The 20,156-nt window shown below is 35.1% G+C and carries 20 protein-coding genes; 4 read left to right on the forward strand and 16 right to left on the reverse strand.

Annotated elements, in window-relative coordinates; translation table 11 throughout:
- Window positions 1-29: 29 nt before the first annotated feature.
- The 3 genes from JF259_RS03160 to JF259_RS03170 are packed head-to-tail and all read right to left on the reverse strand — an operon-like array spanning window position 30 to window position 1,748.
- Entirely contained in the window at window positions 30-560 is a 531-nt protein-coding gene (locus tag JF259_RS03160; RefSeq protein WP_199113255.1) for a KdsC family phosphatase, read from the reverse strand.
- On the reverse strand, window positions 541-1,308 hold the full coding sequence (locus JF259_RS03165; RefSeq protein ID WP_199113428.1) for a Rossmann-like and DUF2520 domain-containing protein: 768 nt from the start codon (window positions 1,306-1,308) through the stop codon (window positions 541-543). Before JF259_RS03165 ends, JF259_RS03160 begins: the two co-directional genes overlap by 20 nt.
- Window positions 1,309-1,364: 56 nt before the next feature.
- Complete coding sequence (locus JF259_RS03170) at window positions 1,365-1,748, reverse strand: hypothetical protein (RefSeq protein ID WP_199113257.1); 384 nt, start codon at window positions 1,746-1,748, stop codon at window positions 1,365-1,367.
- Between the two features lie 130 nt (window positions 1,749-1,878).
- On the opposite strand from JF259_RS03170, the gene JF259_RS03175 reads away from it, so the two are divergent.
- Together JF259_RS03175 and ccsA are read left to right on the forward strand one after the other, a co-directional pair.
- Complete coding sequence (locus JF259_RS03175) at window positions 1,879-2,274, forward strand: group III truncated hemoglobin (RefSeq protein ID WP_199113259.1); 396 nt, start codon at window positions 1,879-1,881, stop codon at window positions 2,272-2,274.
- A gap of 332 nt (window positions 2,275-2,606) precedes the next feature.
- On the forward strand, window positions 2,607-5,792 hold the full coding sequence (gene ccsA, locus JF259_RS03180) for a cytochrome c biogenesis protein CcsA (protein ID WP_199113262.1): 3,186 nt from the start codon (window positions 2,607-2,609) through the stop codon (window positions 5,790-5,792).
- Between the two features lie 83 nt (window positions 5,793-5,875).
- Here ccsA and JF259_RS03185 read toward each other — a convergent pair whose 3' ends face one another.
- The 10 genes from JF259_RS03185 to rmuC form a co-directional block, all read right to left on the reverse strand.
- Window positions 5,876-6,418, reverse strand: coding sequence for a YceI family protein (locus tag JF259_RS03185; protein ID WP_199113264.1), 543 nt, complete (start codon window positions 6,416-6,418; stop codon window positions 5,876-5,878).
- A gap of 69 nt (window positions 6,419-6,487) precedes the next feature.
- Complete coding sequence (locus tag JF259_RS03190; RefSeq protein WP_199113266.1) at window positions 6,488-6,850, reverse strand: hypothetical protein; 363 nt, start codon at window positions 6,848-6,850, stop codon at window positions 6,488-6,490.
- A 23-nt stretch (window positions 6,851-6,873) separates the two neighbouring features.
- Complete coding sequence (locus tag JF259_RS03195; protein ID WP_199113268.1) at window positions 6,874-7,236, reverse strand: hypothetical protein; 363 nt, start codon at window positions 7,234-7,236, stop codon at window positions 6,874-6,876.
- A 24-nt stretch (window positions 7,237-7,260) separates the two neighbouring features.
- Window positions 7,261-8,109, reverse strand: coding sequence for a DUF5777 family beta-barrel protein (locus tag JF259_RS03200; RefSeq protein ID WP_199113270.1), 849 nt, complete (start codon window positions 8,107-8,109; stop codon window positions 7,261-7,263).
- Between the two features lie 256 nt (window positions 8,110-8,365).
- A complete protein-coding gene (locus JF259_RS03205; protein ID WP_199113272.1) occupies window positions 8,366-9,076 on the reverse strand; it encodes a T9SS type A sorting domain-containing protein in 711 nt (236 codons plus the stop codon).
- A 15-nt stretch (window positions 9,077-9,091) separates the two neighbouring features.
- A complete protein-coding gene (locus JF259_RS03210; protein ID WP_199113274.1) occupies window positions 9,092-9,475 on the reverse strand; it encodes an OB-fold protein in 384 nt (127 codons plus the stop codon).
- A gap of 120 nt (window positions 9,476-9,595) precedes the next feature.
- A complete protein-coding gene (locus JF259_RS03215; RefSeq protein WP_199113276.1) occupies window positions 9,596-10,132 on the reverse strand; it encodes an acyl-CoA thioesterase in 537 nt (178 codons plus the stop codon).
- A complete protein-coding gene (locus JF259_RS03220) occupies window positions 10,125-10,835 on the reverse strand; it encodes a DUF3307 domain-containing protein (RefSeq protein ID WP_199113278.1) in 711 nt (236 codons plus the stop codon). The genes JF259_RS03215 and JF259_RS03220 overlap by 8 nt, the downstream gene beginning before the upstream one ends.
- Entirely contained in the window at window positions 10,832-11,446 is a 615-nt protein-coding gene (locus JF259_RS03225) for an HMG-box domain-containing protein (protein ID WP_199113280.1), read from the reverse strand. The genes JF259_RS03220 and JF259_RS03225 overlap by 4 nt, the downstream gene beginning before the upstream one ends.
- A gap of 185 nt (window positions 11,447-11,631) precedes the next feature.
- On the reverse strand, window positions 11,632-12,951 hold the full coding sequence (rmuC, locus tag JF259_RS03230) for a DNA recombination protein RmuC (RefSeq protein ID WP_199113282.1): 1,320 nt from the start codon (window positions 12,949-12,951) through the stop codon (window positions 11,632-11,634).
- A 216-nt stretch (window positions 12,952-13,167) separates the two neighbouring features.
- Here rmuC and JF259_RS03235 point away from each other — a divergent pair, with 216 nt between their 5' ends.
- Window positions 13,168-15,543, forward strand: coding sequence for a LamG-like jellyroll fold domain-containing protein (locus tag JF259_RS03235; protein WP_199113284.1), 2,376 nt, complete (start codon window positions 13,168-13,170; stop codon window positions 15,541-15,543).
- A 119-nt stretch (window positions 15,544-15,662) separates the two neighbouring features.
- Entirely contained in the window at window positions 15,663-17,060 is a 1,398-nt protein-coding gene (locus tag JF259_RS03240) for a Gfo/Idh/MocA family protein (RefSeq protein WP_199113286.1), read from the forward strand.
- Window positions 17,061-17,144: 84 nt separating this feature from the next.
- Here the strand turns inward: JF259_RS03240 and JF259_RS03245 are convergent, their stop codons facing one another.
- Genes JF259_RS03245 through JF259_RS03255 form a run of 3 tightly spaced genes read right to left on the reverse strand, consistent with a single transcriptional unit; the run spans window position 17,145 to window position 20,133 of the window.
- On the reverse strand, window positions 17,145-17,939 hold the full coding sequence (locus tag JF259_RS03245) for an ABC transporter ATP-binding protein (RefSeq protein WP_317192058.1): 795 nt from the start codon (window positions 17,937-17,939) through the stop codon (window positions 17,145-17,147).
- 22 nt (window positions 17,940-17,961) lie between these two features.
- A complete protein-coding gene (locus JF259_RS03250) occupies window positions 17,962-18,990 on the reverse strand; it encodes a FecCD family ABC transporter permease (protein ID WP_199113288.1) in 1,029 nt (342 codons plus the stop codon).
- Window positions 18,991-20,133 carry an ABC transporter substrate-binding protein gene (locus JF259_RS03255; protein WP_199113290.1) on the reverse strand — a complete coding sequence of 381 codons (1,143 nt, stop codon included), beginning with the start codon at window positions 20,131-20,133 and terminating at the stop codon, window positions 18,991-18,993.
- Window positions 20,134-20,156 lie beyond the last annotated feature (23 nt).

Genomic DNA, 20,156 nt, shown 5'->3' on the forward strand with positions numbered 1-20,156 from the left:
AAAGGTTAAAATTTAAACAATCTCTAAGGCTAATCGTATTTAGCATCAAAATTAGTAAGCCATTTCCCTTGTACTTTTAACACTTGTTCAATCACGTCGCGAACTGCACCTTTACCTCCTTTTTTATGCGAAACGTATTTGGAAATAGCCTTTATTTCAGCAACGGCATCTTGCGGACAGCAAGGTAACCCGACACGCTTCATAACGGTGTAGTCAGGAATATCATCACCCATAAATAAAACGTTTTCGGATTTGATGTTGTTGGATTTAAAGTAGTTTTCCATTTGTTCAACTTTATTATGAATCCCTAGGTAGACATCTGAAATCCCGAGACCGTTTAAACGCAATCGGACCCCTTCGTTAGAACCACCTGAAATAATACATACGTTAAAGCCATTGTTTATGGCTGTTTTAAGGGCATATCCATCTTTAATATTCATGTTTCTTAGCATTTCACCACTGGTAGTAATAGCAATAGTACCATCGGTTAATACGCCGTCTACATCAAAAATAAATGTAGTAATGTGTTCTAAATATTCTTTATAACTTTTTTCTTCCATGGGTAAGTTTAATAGAGTCTGTTAATAAGTTGTATATTTCTTTATGATGGTTATTTTCTAAAAGACTTAAATGGTTTTTTATGGTTTTTTTGTCATCCCTTTTGGCAGGGCCCGTTTGCGCCATATATGGTGACATATTCTGGACTTTTTTCGCAGTTTCTAAAATCAACGGTTTTAAAAGATCAAATTCAGCACTTTCTGATTCTGTAATTTCATGGCCAATTCGGTAAAGCTGATTTGTGAAATTATTAACAAATACAGCCGCTAAATGCAGTACCTTTCGTTGGTCGCTATTAACACGTTTTGTTGGACTGCCTATACTTAGGGCAAGTTGTTTTAAAAGGAGGTAATCCTTTTTGTCGAGGGTTTCGATGCAAATTGGAACATTGGAAAAGTCGATGGGAGCTGCTTTGCTAAAAGTTTGTAACGGATAAAGCACACCGCGTCTGTTCTTTTTATCCATGTCGTGGATGTTTACACAGCCTGAAGTGTGGACAACAAGTTTGTTCTTAAAAGGCAATTGACCAGAAATATCTGCTATGGCATCATCGCTAACAGCTAAAATATAAATATCAGCGTCTGTTAGTGCCGCTAAATCATTTGTGATGGCGACACTGTTTTTGAAATGGTCTAAAGATTTTAGATTTCTATTAAACCACTGTTTTACCGTGATGTTTTCTGTTTTATTAAAAACTCTAAATAAATGTGTGGCAACATTGCCAGCACCTAAAATTACTACTGAAATCATACTGCGAAAATACGCATATATTTTTCTCAATAGTTCTAAATTAGTTTAAAACTTAATCATGCACATCTAATGGTTACACTATGGGTATGTCCATCTCCACTGGTTGATGTAATGCTAATTTGTTGGTTACTTTTAAGTGTATTAAATTGAGTGGCCGATACGGTTACATTATGAGAATGTCCAGACGAGCCTGTGATGTCATAGGTTTTTTCTACCCCGGCATTCACATCCGCTTTAGAAACGGTCAAACTATGACCGTGATTGGATGCTATAGAGCTAGAAGTCCCATTTTGTAAGCAGTTGCCTTGTCCACCACCTCCGTTACCACCACCTCCGTTTCCAGAATCGTCAGAAGAACTTGAACAACTTATAGCAGCGTATGCAGGTAGCGCTATAAGTAATGCGCCTAGGGCTTTTTGAATAAATGTTTTTCTGTTCATAACTATGTGTTTTATCGTTATAAATATTTTACTTTTGATATAGTAGTTTTTTATTATAAAAACTTACACTAATAGAGGAGTATTTTGACTTTAGCTTTGTTGGGTATAGAGCTGTATATAAAAAAATAAAATGCATTTTAAAAGAGATATTAAGACAAGGGAAGATGTGTATTTATTAGTATCATCATTTTATGAAAAAATTAGAAAAGATGCTGTTTTAGGTCCTTTTTTTAATAATGTTATTACCAATTGGGATGCACATTTAGAGAGGTTAACCGATTTTTGGGAGGCAAGCTTGTTTTTAAAAACGAAGTATTTAGGAAACCCTTTGGAAGCGCATATAAAGGTGGATAATGACAATAAGAACAGTATAACAGAAAAGCACTTTGGACTTTGGCTTAATCTTTGGTTGCAAACCATTGATGAATTGTTTGTTGGCGATTATGCCGAAAATGCTAAGAGCCGTGCCAGAAAAATGGCAACGTTTTTATATTTAAAGATTTTTGAGGCGAGACAATCTCAGTAGACAGTTTTTAGTAAGCAGAAGAAATTTTCTGTGACTTATAGTCAGAGACTGTTTAAATTCCACCTTTTGGTTTTGTTATGCCCCTGTTTTCACCACTTTTCGTTATGAAAATCCTCATTTAGCGCTGCTAAACTCCGGTTTTAAAGCCTTAATTGGCAAAAAAATGACCTATAACAAATTTCAAAAACGAATTTTAAACAGTCTCTCAATATAGTGATCATTTTTCTATTAATAACATTAGTGAGTTCGTGGCAGTTCTTTTATATAAGTTTTAACACATAAAAATAAACTTAAATACTTAAATTTGCACGACCTTAAAAAGGGTTCATGTTATGCAAAATATACTCACTAGAATTCTATTCTCCACACGCCTTACTGCTATTTTGTTTCTTGCTTTTGCCGCTGCCATGGCAACAGGTACTTTTTTAGATGTAGGACAAGAGACCTCGCCAACTCCTTATACCCGAAACCTAATATATAATACTTGGTGGTTTGAGGCTATTATGCTGTTTTTCGTTATCAATTTTGCAGGTAATATTTTTAGGTTTAGGCTGTATAAAAAGGAAAAATGGGCAACATTTATACTGCATGGCTCTTTTATTTTTATTTTGTTAGGAGCGTTCATTACTAGGTATGTGAGTTTTGAAGGGATGATGGCCATTCGTGAAGGTGCTACAGAGAATTCGTTCTTATCACAAAAAACGTATATCACGACTTATATTGATGGAGATTATGAAATTGATGGAGTACCCCAGCGCTTACCAATTGAGCGAGAAGTTGATTTTTCAGGGAGACTGGACAATGATTTTAAGGTTGACACGAAATACCATCAACAACCCGTATCAATAGAACTTGAAAAATTTATTGTTGGAGCAGAAGAAGATATTATCCCCAGCGAGGAAGGCGAAGCTTACTTAAAAATTGTGGAAGCCGGAGCTTCAGGCCCGCACAATCATTTTTTAAAGGTTGGGCAGGTACAGAGCATTCATAACGTATTGTTTGCGCTTAATAAACCAACACCGGGAGCTATTAATATTACACATGCTGGCGATTCGTTAACCATTAACTCTCCTTTTGAAGGGGAGTACATGACCATGGCTACTATGGCACAAGGAAAATTAATAAAGGATAGTATTCAGCCTTTAATATTACGATCAAGATATGTAATTGGTAACATGCAAATGGTATTTCCTAAACCTGTTGTAAAGGGTAAATTCGATATTGTTCAAAAATCACAAATATTAAAGAATGATCAAGATGGCGTAGTGCTTAAGGTAACTACTAATGGCGAAACCAAAAGAGTAGGTTTGCTTGGAGGAAAGGGATATAGCGGTAAGTTTAAGCAAGTAAGCGTTGGTGGCTTGGATTTTGCTTTTAAATATGGCTCTAAAATTTTAGAATTACCATTTTCAATTAAGCTAAACGATTTTGAGGCCGAACGTTATCCAGGAACAGAAAAAGGGTATTCTGCGTATTCCAGTCAGGTAACCGTTTTAGATGAACAAGAAGGTGACTTTGACTATAAAATATTTATGAATAATATTTTAGACCATCGTGGCTATCGCTTTTTTCAATCTAGTTTTGATCCAGACGAAAAAGGTACTCATCTTTCTGTAAATCATGATTATTGGGGGACTTTGTTAACTTATATTGGCTATTTCTTGCTTTATTTTGGTTTGTTGGCCATTCTGTTCTCTAAATATTCCCGTTTTGGTCATTTAAAAGAACAACTTAAAGACGTTAAAATAAAAAAATCTAAACTAGTATCTATTGTATTGTTATTTGTTGGGCTCAATGGATTTGCTCAGGAGCATGGTCATCAGGAAGGACATACATATGTAAAACCCACAAAAACACAAATAGACTCGGTATTAAGAGCAAACATAACTCCTAAGGAGCATGCCGATGCTTTTGGCCATTTGGTGATACAGGATATTAACGGGCGTATGATGCCTGTTAATACCTATGCATCCGAGATGCTTCGAAAGATAAGCAAAAATGATACCTACGAGGAATTTGATGCCAATCAAGTATTCTTGTCCATTCAAGAGAGTCCAATGCTTTGGTATAATGTACCAGTAATATTTTTAAAACTGAAAAAGGATGATTCCATACGTAAGATCATAGGGGTTAAAAAAGAAGAAAAGTATGCAACACTAGCCGATTTTTTTAATGAACGAGGTGAGTATAAACTGGAGCCTTATCTAAATGAGGCGTATTCTACATTAACACCTAATGCCTTTCAAAATGAGTTTAGGGAAGTACATCAACATGTAGATTTGCTTTATAATACAATTGAAGGCGCCTCCCTAAAAATATTTCCAATTCCCAATGATGAGAATAATAAATGGGTTTCGGCGTATGATTACAAACATGGGCAATATAAAATACAAGATTCGCTCTACAGTAATTTCGTCAATAATGGTTTTCGGGCTTATCTGTACACGCTTAATAACGCCAAGCAAACAGGCGATTTTTCTGAAGCATCAAAATTACTAGCAGCCTTTAAAAAGACACAACATCAGTATGGAGCTGAAGTAATGCTATCTGACAGTAAGGTGAAAACCGAGATTCTGTACAATAAATACGATATTTTTAAAAAGCTGTTTAGTTGGTACATGTTTGCTGGTATCTTATTGTTTATTGTGCTCATTGTTCAGATTTTTAAAAGCAAGAGTAAAGCCATAGATATTTCTGTGACTATTTTTAAGGCCATCATCTTAGGATTATTTGTATTGCACACTTCGGGGCTTATAGTACGTTGGTATATTTCCGGGCATGCACCTTGGAGCGATGCGTATGAGTCGATGATATACGTAGCTTGGGCAACGATGTTGTTTGGTTTGGTTTTTGGACGGAAAAGTGATTTAACCATTGCTGCTACTGCCTTTGTAACTTCTATGATATTAATGATAGCTCATTGGAATTGGATGGATCCAGCCATTGCAAATTTACAACCAGTGTTAAACAGTTATTGGCTAATGATTCATGTATCTATTATCGTAGGGAGTTATGGGCCGTTTACTTTAGGGATGATCTTAGGAGTTGTGGTCTTGTTACTTATGATTTTTACGACTAAAGAGAATAGAGAGAAGATGGCACTTAATATTAAGGAGTTGACCATTATTAATGAAATGTCCTTAACCGTTGGATTGGTAATGCTAACCATAGGAAACTTTTTGGGCGGTATGTGGGCCAATGAAAGTTGGGGACGCTACTGGGGTTGGGACCCAAAAGAGACTTGGGCGCTTATTAGTATTATGGTATATGCTTTTGTTATCCATATGCGATTTGTTCCTAAACTTCGTAGCCGTTGGTTTTTTAACTTAATGTCTATTATTGCGTTTTCAAGTATTATGATGACCTACTTTGGGGTTAACTTTTATTTGGCTGGGCTGCATTCCTACGCAAGTGGCGATCAAATAGTAAGTTTAAAGTTTATTGGTATTGCTTGTGCTATAGTGGCTATACTTGGATTTTTTGCTTATAGAGGGTATGTTAAGTACTATAAGAAGTAATACCACTTAGAAGAATCTTATTAATAGAAAGGCTCAGATTTATATTGAAATCTGGGCCTTTTAGTTTTAAAAATAGGTTTTCTTTATTTTTTGTGAAGCTCGAAGTTAAAGGATACCTCGACGGTTTCAGCTATTTTGTTTCTTACAATCTTAGGTATTTTTATGTCAAAATCCGCAGGATAAGCTATGAAATTACCTGTTATAGTGATGGTATTGTTGTTTGTTTCAACAGTTAGGGGTATATCCTGAAGTTGTTTGGATTTACCATGGAATGTGAGCTTTCCATCTATTTTAAAAGTGGTGCTGGTTTGTAATTGATCTTTTGAAAAGCTTTTTAGAATGCCTTTAAAAGTAGCCTTAGGATATTTATCCGATTCGGCATAGTTTTCATTAAAGTGTTCCTCCATAAGCGCATTTTTAAAGCGAAAGCCTTTAACCAAAATAAGTGCAGCAAATTCGCCATTGTCAGTATTTAGAATTGCTGTGGCCGTATTGGTTTTGGCAGCGACTTCTTCAAAGGAAGGTACCGATGCCTCAAAACTAATCGTTCCGGATTTTGTTAGGTACTTCGATTGCGAAAAACTGTTAAGGCTTATAAAAGCAAAGATGTATAGTAGTTTTTTCATTTTTACTTGTTTTTATAGCAGTAATATTTTAGTTATAACTTAATATAACCAAAAACATTGCCAAAATTTTTAATTTTCCAAAAGCCCATCATCTTTCCATTGTTGTATTAAATTCTTTTCCGATTGAGATAAAGGACTATTGGGTGATGGGGGCATGGGGTTTGACGAACTGTTAACCCGAGTAATTATCTTGTCTACATTAGCTTTAACCTGTGCATAGGTTACTAAGGACATAGGGGCGTTTTGTGTTGGTGTACTGCCATGGCAAGAAGTACAATCGCTTGTCATAATACTCTTAATGTCTGCATCATAGGTCACTCCATCAGTCGGATCAGGGTCTGGGGTTGGTTCTGTGGTATCGTCTCCACCACTGGAACAGTTTAACAAAAGAGATAAGAACAAAAAAGCGGAAATAAAATTTTTAAAATTCATAGCATATAAGATTTAAAGGGTTATTAGTTTTCTAAGAGACCATCCGTTTCCCATTTTGTAATAATATCAATGAGATTTTGAGGTAATTTAGGCCCTCCTAAAGGCATTAGTCCTCCAGGGCCGTTACCGTTAATTTTACTTATCAGGTTGTTGTTTTGGATTGCATTTTTTACATTAGTATAGGTCAGTAATGATACACTGGCTCCATTTACTGCTGGAACTTTATGACAGCTTATACAGTTGTTGTCTATTATGGGTTTAACATGATCGTTATAAGTAACCGTAGAGGGGGTGGAGGTAGAGTCTGTTAAATCATCTTCACTGGCATTCGTACAAGAATAGAACATAATTAAAAGTAAACAGGCTATTGTGGGTATGTGTTTCATTTTTGTAAGGTTTTAATTAGGTTATTAAAATACACGGCTAAGATTAAAACCGAAAAAGAAATTGCCATCGCTCCAGTCACCAGAACCTTGTCCTAAAAAGCCATTGGTATTCATGGGTTGTGCATTGGTAAAATGCATTTGAAATACATGCCCTCCGGTTTCCAGATCGAAGCCTATGGACAACGGATTTTTGAAAGGGGAATTATCAGCTCGGTTTAGATGCCATCCATAGTCGGCATTAATGGACCAGCGTTTGCCTAACTTGTAACGTCCGCCAATTCCAAGGGCGTATTGAGAATTGTCTTGTTCGTTGACCATAACATAATTATCATGAAAGAACGTAGGAGCTAATTCCATTGAAAAATTTGTGTTTATTTTTCTTGAAATGAGTAATTGGGCTGTATAGCCTAAGCGGTGTTTAAATTCTAAATGTGGTAAATTATCTTTATCCAAGGCAGTGTTTATTAAAAAGGCATTAAAGCCAACAACGGTAAAAGGAAAACCATTTTCTATTTGCCTTAAAAGTCTGTACTTGGCCGAAGCTTCATAGATTTTTTGAAAAGAACTTCTGGAAATGCCAATATTGATACCATCGGCGATACCATAGACAAAGTTTAAGCGTGTTACGGCATCATCAAGGCCGAAAAAATTATCAAACCCTTCCTTAACACTTCCAAAACGATGGGATACAATAAGGGTAAACTCTTTTTCTGCTACTAATTTGGTAGATTCGAAGTTTACAATTTTTAGGCCTTTAAAGGCTGCTATTGTAGGTGTGTTCCAAATGGAATCGGTATCTATTTCACTTAATAGATCATCTTGGGAGAACGATAGTATGGGTAGGCACAATAAAACAATTAGTAGGTTTTTCATTCGTTCAAATTTTAGTAATTATTTTGACTATAAGTTAATTATAAAATTAAGAACGAATGTAAGCTCTCGTTGCACTCGTTCTCACATTAAAAATTTTAAACATACCCTTTTGTAAAACTATTTTTAAAATTTATTAATGCTCATTTCATTCGTTTAAATTTTAGTTGATTTTATAACTTATTGAAAATGATGAATAAGAATTTGGTTATGTTCTATACGTATTTAAATCACTTCTAATTTAACATTACTAATATAATTAATTTTTGATAAAGCGTTTTGTTATTGTATTTCCTAAGGCGTTGACCTGTACAAGATAAATGCCTTTACTCCAGCTTAAAACATTAATAGGGGCTTTATATTCAGGACTTGAATAGATTTTCTTACCTAGAATATTATAAATATTCACGGATACATCTGTGGCAGGTGATGGAAAATGTAATCTGATTTCCGAGTTATTTGGGTTCGGTGAAATTGAGAACTTTATATTTGAAAATCTGTCAACACCTAATGAAGGGTCACTTGAACGTTGATAACTAAATCCAGCACCGTTATTAAAGTTAGACCAAGACAAAAATTTAATATCGATATAAATATTATCGGAAATTAAATGGACAACCATATCCTTGTTAACTTGAGAAGCAGGGGATTTATCCATTGCTACTGCCCAAGTTGTAAAGGTTAGGGTTTCAATATTGTTAGTTGTCCCAAAAGCCCATTCTGTATCAATTGGTGAGTTTCCTGATGTGCCTGACCCTGAGTAAGCAGCCTCCTGCTTGATATTAAAAATGCCTTTACTGCTACCCCTTGTAATCCATACGTTGGAGGTTATTCTATCTTGATTTACTTCCAAAGTATGGTCTGCATTGTTTGGTTTTGTAAATGTGATGTTAGGGCCGTCCCAAATGGTTTGAGCGTAAGTGTATGTGCTAAATAAAACCATTAGTAGCACAAGTATCTCTCTTTTCATTATGTGAAATTAAAATTAGTTAGTAAGTATACTACACTGGTCTAATTTGACTTGCTCTAGTAAGTCATCATAGCCAATAACACGTCCTTTAATTTTAATTTGGGAGCCTAATTGTATTGTTGTTTTATTAATTGGGGTACTGAATAAACAAAAGACAACATCATTTAAGGTTAGGTCTGTTGCATTTATTTCACTGATGTTTCCTGAAACTTCTACGGTTTTATTAAGGTATTTCTTTTCAGAATCTGTGGCGTTATTAATAAAATTATTTATTAATATAGTAGAAGTCACATCATATGCGGGTGTTTCGGTTTCTATGTCTCTGTGATCTTGGTATATATAGTTATAACCAATTACGGCAATTAGAATTATAACAAATATGATATACCACTTGCGCATCACTAATAATATTATTATATACTTTAATTATTCAAACGGGACATGTGTAGATAACTAAAATTTCTTTTGTAGTCGTAATAAAAGTAAGACTCTTACAAATTACAAAATAAAGCTTACAAATTAAAGCAAAACTTTGGCATTGTGCTTTTTTAGAACTTCTAGATAATCCTCCATTTTAAATTCGGTAGCCTTAAATGCAGAGGTTCTGTCTTTGGCCTGTTCTTGTCTGGTAATGCTTCTTGAAAATCTACGAATGCTTTGTTCGGAGTCTAAAATGATACCGGGAACGTGTACATTTTTTCCGTTCTCATCTTTGGCAACCATGGTAAAATAGGATGAGTTACAATGCTTTTTTTTACCAGTTTGAATGTTTTCTGCCTCTACGCGCACACCAATAACCATAGAGGTTCGTCCGGTATAGTTAACAGATGCTTTTAAGGTAACAAGTTCACCAACTTCTATTGGATTTAAAAAATCTACCCGGTTTACCGATGCCGTTACACAGTAATGTCTAGAATGTTTTGATGCACAAGCAAAAGCTATTTGGTCCATTAGATTTAAAATGTAGCCTCCATGGATTTTGCCACTAAAATTTGAGTGTGCCGGAAGCATTAATTCTGTGATGGTTACTTGCGAGTCTTTTATGTTTTTAAACATAAGCAATTACAATATTATAGATGATACCTGTTATTATGGCGATACTAAAACTAATAAGTGTGCCAATTAAAATATACTCAGTAAGCTGCCTGTGCTTAGATTTTTTTAAATCGCCAAACCGGAAAACCGATTTAGCCGTTATGAGAAAACCAACAGCTTCCCAGTGATCGAAAATTATAAATATGAACACTAAACAGCGTTCTAATATACCTATATATTTTCCAGCATCTTCAAGTGACCTGTTATTTTTAGTAAGTTCTGAAATATTCCACTTTATAAAAATAGTTTTCATAATTATAGAAGCCGGTGTTGTTAAAAATATAAAGCAGAGTAGTAGTAATAAACTATTATTTACTAGTATCTGTTCAATTTGTATGGCCCTTTCAGTAAAGAAAAAGTAGCAAATAATAATGACTAATATATGGAGTAGCTGGTCTATAAAAAAGAGTTGGCGCTTTGTTTTTTTCTTTTGAATTAAAAGCTTTGTTGCATCAATAATAAGGTGGGAAACCCCAATAATTACCACTATGGGCGCCAAAGATATATCCCATAATATAAGTGCCGTAAGTGCCATGTGAATTGCTACATGTAGGTATAACTTTGGGGATTTAATTTTTTTCTTTTCTTTATTGGTAACCCAGTGCTTTGGTTGTAGAAAGAAATCTCCAATAAAATGAGCAATTAAAAGTTTTATTAGAATCATGATATTGTGGCTATTTTTTGTCTGTACATAAGGTTTAATTCCAGAATTTCACTTAGATAGGCTCTTCTTTGTCTTTTGCTTATGGCATTTTGGTTAATGCCAACCATTTTTCCCAATTCACTTTGTAGTGTATCTGGGTTCTCTAGGCTCAGTTTTACAATTTCAGCAGAATTGGTCGTCCAATTGTCCATGGCTATTAGAGCTAATTTGAAATAAAGATTTAGCTCTTTATCCAGTTCTGTGTTATTAGTTTTAATAAGCAAATTCTGTTTTTCTCTTTGTAGTGTCTCTAAAGTTTCTCCCGAATACACAAAGGCTTCTCCGTTCGATTCACTTACTTTTTTGCCCTGATAGGTTTTATTGCCAATGCCTATGGCTAACCGAACATCTAGTCCTTTTATGGATTTAATACATGCTTTAATAAAAACTGCTTTTTCAAAACAGGAGTAATAATCTGGTATTTCTATTTGAAAGCTATCGCCACGATATATTTCCCAATAGCTTTTATGAGAACTTAGTAGGGTCAATGCCGATTCAAGCTTTTTTATCCAAGCTTCTGGATTACTGTGGTTTCTGGATTTTATAATATCACCTGTAATAACGCTCGTCATAACATCTTGGTTTTTGTATTCCTCGATTGTGGAATAATTAAATATATTCCTTAATTATGGAATAATTAAATATATTCCTTTAAAGCGGAATAATCAAATATATCACGTTTTTAGTTGACAAACAAATATTTATCAGTTTTGCTAACATGTTGTTGGGTTTAAACAGGGTATGTGCGTTTAAATATCTACTCTTCTTCTTGAGCACGTTTAATAATCGCTTCGGGTAATGCTTTCTTGGCTTTGGCACCCATCTTTTTAAGTTTTTCAACACTGGTAATAAGATTGCCTCTACCATCCACCAGTTTGTTCATGGCGGCCGAATAATCCAATTTTGCTGCGTCAATTTTTTTACCAACACCCGTTAGGTCTTTTACAAGGCCTTCAAATTTATCGTATAGGGCACCCGCTTGTCTGGCAATTTCAATGGCGTTTTGCTGTTGCTTTTCGTTGTTCCACATACTGTCAATGGTGCGTAGTGTTGCTAGTAGGGTAGACGGGGTAACAATAACAATGTTTTTTTCGAATGCTTTGTTGTAAATACTGTTATCTTCATTTACTACAACGGCAAAAGCAGGTTCTATAGGGATAAACATCAAAACAAAATCTGGAGATTCTATGTCGTACAGGTCTTGATAGTTTTTTGCAGATAATTGATCGACATGTTTTCTAATGGAATTGACATGCGCTTTTAAAAAAGGGGCTTTGTCATCTTCATCAGCATTAGCATAGCGCTCGTAGTCGGTAAGTGATACTTTGGAGTCGATAATCATTTTTTTATTGTCTGGAAGGTGCAATACCACGTCTGGCATAACCCTGGAACCATCTTCGCGCATAAAACTTTGTTGTACAAAATACTCCCTGTCCTTTTCCAATCCAGATTTTTCCAATACGCGCTCAAGTACCAATTCGCCCCAATTTCCTTGCATTTTACTGTCCCCTTTCAAAGCACGGGTTAAATTGGTTGCTTCTTTGGTCATCTGTTGATTGAGGTCTTTTAAACCAAGCAATTGTTCTTTTAAAGCCGAATGCATGCTAATGCTTTCTTTTTGGGTAGAATCAACCTTCTCTTCAAAGTGCTTTATTTTTTCTTGAAGCGGATTTAAAATGCTTTTTATGTTTTCTTGATTTTGAAGTGTGAACTTTTCCGATTTTTCGTCTAGTATTCTATTAGCTAACAATTCGAAATCTTTACGTAACTGTTCCTGGCGTTCTTCAAGCTCTTTATCACGTTTTAAGTTTAGTTGCTGCAAATTTTCGTATTCGGTGCTTTTTCTGATTAATTCAGCGTTTAAAAACTCTTTTTCACGACGTATTTCTTCACGCTCCCCTTCAACTTTATCCAAATTTTGCTTTAAAGTTTCAATGTGAAGTTGTAATTGATTTTGACGTTCTTCAAGTGTGCTTTTTTCACTTTTACTTCTGAGTTTAGTAAAAAGTAATCCTAAATAATAACCAATAGAGGCCGAAAAAAGTATGGAAAGTATAAGAATAATATTGTCGTTCATAGTGTTTTTTGGAATTAAGGTAAAAGTAATAAATTCTATTGTTAGCGATTTATCTTTTAAGAACCTTTCTTTTCACTTTTTACTATTTTTATATAATTTTGGTTACGGGTTGTTAACTAAGGATGTTTTAGGTTGTGATTTTCGATATTAGTTGTATTTTGGGTTTCCTAAGAAAAAAAAATAAAAAAGTGATTAATGGTAATAGATAGGTTTCTCATGCTGACAAAAAATCATCTATTGTTGTTGTCATTTTTCTTGGTCTTTACTTCCAGGTGGGGCTATGCCCAAAATGACTTGCGGGTTGATGATTATGTTTTTGCCTGCGAACCTGTGTCCGACTCCATTACCTACAAGCTCAAACAAGGAGTCCGTGCATTCTTCTTAGAGGTTAAAAAGGAAAATACAAATTTTATTATAGAAACAGGAACCGATGAAATACTTTTAGAAAGTGTATTGTCTGAAATGAATAGCTTCTTGTTAACGAATAAAGACCCCTTAATTTCGCTCGTTTTTAAAAAGACCTCCGATCAAAAAGCTCTTCTAGATTATTTACAAAAGTATTTTTCCGGAAGCATTTTTTTCAAGACTGAAGATGATTGGCCCAGAATAGATGTGCTAAAAGCACAAGGGATTCAGGTGCTCGTTACTTTTGAAGGTGATCTGGTAGTGACTTCTATAGAACGTGTTAGAAAAGAAAGTAAATATTTAAATCGGTTTTCTGCTGATCCTTTAAATAAACTTATTCTTTTTAGTACAGAGGCGAAAGCAGATAGTACAGTTTTTAATGATGTTTTTGAGTTTTGGAAAACAACAGGAAAGGTTCCCAATTTTATTGAGGCTCCATATTTGGATGTTACAACTATTACAAAAGCAGCAGATTCTTTAAATCGTACTAGGCGATTTAGGGGTGTACTGGAGTACAATGGAGATTTGTTAAATGAAATATCCTGGATTAATTCTCCTAAAGTAATCACGCCAGCTAAATTTTCATTTCCTTTAACAGAAAAAGAGCAGGTGCTTTCCCCTTATAAAAATGGGTATCGAATAACACCTGCCGAAGTGATTCATCATGCAGCCCAAACAGACGCTCCTAGGCTGTTTACAGCATACGACGTTGTTTTGGAGGATGCGCTAGAATATGATTTTTCATTTAATAAAGGAGTTGTAAATCATGTAGAGCAAGATTGGAACAGGTTAATAACAAAGGATATATCTTTTATAAAGGATGTAGAACGCGGTTTGGTATTATATTTAAACAAGCAGGACTCCTTTATAGACTATTCAAAAGGCAATACTCTTAATTTTGAGACACCAATTAGTGTCTCTGTTTGGTTAAAGCCAGAAAAACTTCCTGAATTTATGGGAATAGTGGGGTTTGGTTTGGCGTTCTCTGTTAAGCTGAATAAAGGGAGTCCTGATTTCACTACAGCAACTATAAAAGACCATGTTGTAGAGCATCCTCTAAAGGTAGGAATCTGGCAGCATTTGGTCGTGGTTTATAATCCAAGAACTACAGTCGATTTTTATCTTAATGGTGAAAAAATTGGTGATATTGACACTTCAGAAATTATTCCATCCGATCAGTCTTTGGTTATTGGTAATAACATTTGGGGGGAGCAATTTTACGGAGCTATCGATGATTTAAAGATTTGGGATAGAGGACTTTCTCAAAGAGAAGTTAAAATGTTGCATGAAGGTGTTGATAAGCTTTCAGGAAGTAATATGAATTACGTGTTTTTTGCTTTGGTTGTCGTTTTTGTTTGTATTGTAGTGATTATAGCATACAAAAGAAAAAAGCCTAAAATAGAAAAACCTAAAACCTCTACTCCTTATGTAATACACCAAACTCAGACAGAGGTTAAAAAGGACAGGTTAAGTCTTTTTGGTAGTTTTCAATTGCATCTGGTTGACGGGCAAGCGCCTTCATTTTCACCACTTCACAAACAATTGGTGTCGTTTTTAATTTTATCGGCTATCGATGAAAAGGATGGCGTAACGACTAATAAACTTACGGAAACGTTTTGGCCCGGGGTTTCTAAAGTAAAGGCCAAGGAGAATAGAAATGGTAACATTCGGAAATTACGAATGGTATTGTCTCAAATCGAAGGGTTACAAGTTGTTTTTGAAGACAAGAAATGGCGTATTGTTAATGCTAATAACTTAGAGGTAGACATTTTTGAATACATGCGTCTTAAGGAGCAGATGGAAACAGACATGTCTCATGGAACTATAGCTTTGGACGCTCTGGAGTCCTTCATTGAGCTACTTAAGAAAGGTAATGTTTTGCAAAGCACCCAAACGGAATGGGCCGATTATTTTAAAGCTAAATTATCGAATGAAATAGAACATCTTCTATCTAGGGTGTATAATAACAAACACAATGATCTGCCAAGGGAATTATGCGTTAAAATGGCTAAAACAATTCTTCTGTTCGATAGCTTAAACGAAAATGCGCTTCAAATTTTAATTGTCGAATTGGTTGCTTTAGGAAAACATGGACTTGCCCAGAACGCATATGTTACGTTTTCAAAAAATTACCAAGCCCTTTATGACGAGTCTTATGGGGTTAATTATCAGGACTTACTAAAGTAAAAGAAACGTTAAAAAAATATTTTTTTTACAAAAAAGTAAGACGTTCACCCATTTGTTCACCTCGTTATACGACTTCTTGATGTATATTTAGACCATATAAAAATTTAAAACTGAAGTATATGAATTCTAATAGAAGGGATTTTTTAAGAAAATCATCAATGGCAGGTGTCGGCTTAGCTTTCTTGCCAAATCTTTTGAATGCTGATAGCTATGAGGCATCAAATGCATATAAGGAAAATTATATGGGAGATTTTGTAGCTCCTAAACTGGATACAGTACGATGTGCTTTTATTGGTGTTGGTGCTAGAGGTTCGGGACATGCAAGACAGATAGCTACTATTGAAGGTACAGAGGTCGTTGCTATAAGTGATTTGTATGAAGATTTAGCAAAAAAATCGGCCGATAAATGCAAGGAAATTGGTGCTGGACAACGCCATAAAGACATCAAAACCTACTACGGAGGGCCAGATGAGTGGAAAAAGATGTTGAATACTGTTAAGCCAGATATGGTTGTTATAGCAACGCCTTGGAGTTTGCATGCACCAATGGCCATTACTGCAATGGAAGCTGGAGCACATGCTTTTGTAGAGGTGCCAATTGCCGTAACTATAAAAGAAATGTGGGATATTGTAAAGGCATCCGAAAAAACACAGAAGCACTGTATGATGATGGAGAACGTTAATTATGGACGTGAGGAGTTGTTGTACCTTAATATGTGTAGACAAGGTGTTATTGGAGAATTACTCCACGGAGAAGCCGCTTATATTCATGAGCTACGCGGACAAATGCATCAGGTAGAGCGTGGAACAGGATCTTGGAGAAGTTATGAGTATGCTAATAGAGACGGTAATTTATATCCTACACATGGACTAGGACCAGTAGCGCAATATATGAATTTGGCTAGAGGAGAAGATAACTTTGAACGCATCAATTCTTTTTCTTCACCTGGACGAGGACGTAATATATATGCCAAAAAGAACTTTGATAAAGACCACAAGTGGAATCAAATGGACTTTAAAGGAGGCGATATAAATACGTCTATTATTAAGACTACTTTGGGACGTACCGTTATGGTACAGTGGGACGAAACAAGTCCAAGACCGTATTCACGACATAATTTAATACAGGGTACTAATGGAACATTAACAGGTTTCCCTACACGAATTGCTTTAGAAGGTGGTGTTGAAGGAGCGACTAAAAACCATCATAGTTGGGCGCAAGGTGATGCTCTAGAAGCTATTTATGAAAAGTATGAGCACCCATTATACAAGCGTTTAGGTGAGGTTTCTAAGAAGATGGGAGGCCATGGTGGTATGGATTTTATGATGCTTTATCGCATTGTTGAATGTTTACGTAAAGGACAGCCTTTAGATCAAAATGTTTATGAAGGGTGTTTCTGGAGTGCTGTAGGACCGTTAAGCGAGGCTTCGGTTAAAGCACATGGTGATTCGCAAAAATTTCCTGATTTTACAAGAGGGGCTTGGAAAACGACAAAGCCTTTGGATATCATTAAGTAATAATTTTTGAGTTAGTTAATAAGATTTTAGTATTAAAATCACTTTTTGAATTCTGTGGCCGCATCTTAAAAGGGTGCGGCTTCATTATTTTTTAACTCTAAAACTCCCCGTATTGGCATCGAAATCGATGAGGTCTTTGGGGAACAAAGATTGAAAAACGCCTTTGGTTATTAAATTGCAAGGTTCATCAGCTTCTACACGATCTTTGACCATAACAATCATTTTATCACACAGTTGAATAGCTAAGTCAATTTCATGGGAAGAAAATAAAATGGTTTTGTTGGTTTCTTTAGCTAACTTTTGGAGCAATTTTAAGATATATGCCTTGTGATACATGTCTAAATGCGTTGTGGGCTCATCAAGAATAATTAAGTCGGTATCTTGTGCAAGGGCTCTGGCGATCATTACTTTTTGCAATTGACCATCGCTCAATTCAAAACATCTTTTATGTTTTATATCATAGATGTTGGTAAGTTTCAAGGCTTGATTAACCATGGAAACATCTTCATTTTCCATATTGCCAATCCAATTGGTATAGGGTTGTCTTCCTAAAGCTATCAGTTCAAAAACAGATAAATTTTTTGAAATAATTTGTTCTGTTAGTACTAAACTCATGCTTTTGGCCAGTTCTAGCGAAGTGTAATTCGCAAGCTTTTTATTGTTTAACAGGATAGTACCCCCAAGTGGATTTTGAAGGGTTGTAAGTGTTCTTAATAATGTAGACTTTCCAATACCGTTAGCACCAACCAAACCTACCAACTCACCTCTGTGAAGCTCTATATTAATATTGGAAGCAACCATATTTTTAGATTTCCTGGTAGTATATCCTATATCTAAATTGTTGGTACTTAAAATGATATGTTCGGGTTTACTTGTCACAAGTTCAGATGATTTTACTGTTTTAAAATACCATTTTTCGTTTTCTAACCAACAACCAAATAACTACTGGCGCTCCAATTAATGAGGTTATAACATTAATTGGTAATGTGTAATCACTTGTAGGTAGTTGTGCAACACTATCACAGATAAGCATAACAATTGCGCCAAAAATAAATACTGCAGGTAGTAATAATTTATGATTAGAGGTGTTAAAAATCTGTCTGGTCATATGTGGAATTGCTAATCCTATAAAGGCTATAGGGCCAGTAAAAGCTGTTATAGTGCCAGCTAACAAACTGGTAGCTATAATAATTGTCAATCGACTTCTTTTAATATGCAAGCCCAAACTTCTGGCATAGTTTTCTCCTAGCAATAAGGTATTTAAGGCTTTTATTGAAGTTAAACTTAATAGAATTCCCAAAAAATAAATAATAAATAAAATAAACACTTCTTCCCACGATAGGTTTCCTAAACTACCAAATCCCCAGAAAATATATTGTTGCAATTCTTCGGCCGAACTAAAATAGGAAAGCACACTAACAATAGCAGTTGTAATACTCCCAAACATAAGACCAATAATAAGAATGGCCATGGTATCCCTTACACGAGAAGATACAACTAAAACGGATAGTAAAACTAGAAAGCTTCCTAAACTGGCAGCTATAACAATGCTCCATTTGGAAACTAAACTTCCAGCTAGTACGCCTCCAAAAATAGCAGACCCCATAATAATAAGGGCAACACCTAGGCTGGCGCCAGAAGTAATACCAAGTACAAAAGGACCCGCCAATGGGTTTCTAAACAAGGTTTGCATCATAAGGCCTGATACTCCCAAACCAGACCCAACAATAGCAGCAGTGAATGCTTTGGGTAAACGATAATCGAATACAATTTGATAAAAGGAATTATTTTGGGAAGTCCCCATGAATATTTTCAATAATTCAGAATTGGGAATAGATACCGAACCTAAACTTATATTAGCGAAAAAACAGAATAATAAAAGTGCAATTAGTACTGTAAAGGCTAGTTTGTATGTGCTTTTGTTAGGCAATTATTCTAAGCGTTTAAAAAAGTAAAGTTCGTGATTTTTGAGTAACTCAGGATGTGCAATGGCAATAATATCCTTTAATATGATATCGGGACGTAGCGAACCCAATTCGTAATATAACAAGCCGCCTTTAGGGCCAATTTTATTTGTATAGGTGTAAATGGTATTGTTTTTATAAGCATTAAAAAAGGTATAGCCCTTACTGTTGGCTGCCATTTGTGCTTTGTTATCAAAGTTTCCGGCACCTATCCATAATTCGGCCTGTTGGGCTTTCTGTAATACATTTTCAAAATTTAATTGCAGGCTTCCAGTATTATTGTTGTCATGCCATAAATAGTTGGTGTTGGCATCTCTAAAATACTTAGCGATAAAGCTATTACCGCCAGGAATGTTCCAAACATCTTTAAACATAGAGCCCGATAGTATCGTTGGTTTTTTCTCAACATTTAAAGCCTTTTTTTTTGCATTTAAATAGGATGTTTCAATTTTCCCAAAGATAGAGTCGGCCTTTTCTTCTTTATTAAAAAAAGCTGCTATAAACTTTATCCATTCAGCTCTTCCAAGTGGATGTTCTTCTGTCCAAGCACCATCAAAAGCAACGGGGATGTTAAATTTTTCTATTTTATTAAGGGTTTTGTCATTGCCGTTCACAGAAAACCCAATAACTAATTCGGGAGCTAGATACAGAAGAAGTTCCATGTTAATATCTAAGTCGTTATTAAGGTCTTTAACTTCACCGTCATCTATTCTTTTTCTAGTCTTTTTAGATGAAATATATTGGGTATTTGGAAAACCAACCAAACAATTGTCAACATTCAAATATTCCAATGTGGGGATATTGGTGGTAGACATTACGACGACTTTCGTTACCGGAGTTTTTATAACAACAGTTTTGTTGTCATGGTAAGGTATTTCATGCCCTTTTTCTACTAGTAGATACTTAAATGTTTGTTTGCTTTTTGGCCAGGCAGACGTAACGGTAACCTCTTTATGGGTGCTAAAATGCTTTATAGAAAACCCTTTTGCATATTTTATGCTTTCGGAAACAGATTTAACCTGTTGATCAGGAGTAGCTGTAGCTCCCTTATTTTCTTTACAGCTGGTTAGTATAAATAAAGTGCTTATTAAAAGAGTTATAAGACGCATTGTTCCAAATTAGGAACCAAAGG

Source organism: Snuella sedimenti (assembly GCF_016428595.1).
Taxonomy (GTDB): Bacteria; Bacteroidota; Bacteroidia; order Flavobacteriales; family Flavobacteriaceae; genus Snuella; species Snuella sedimenti.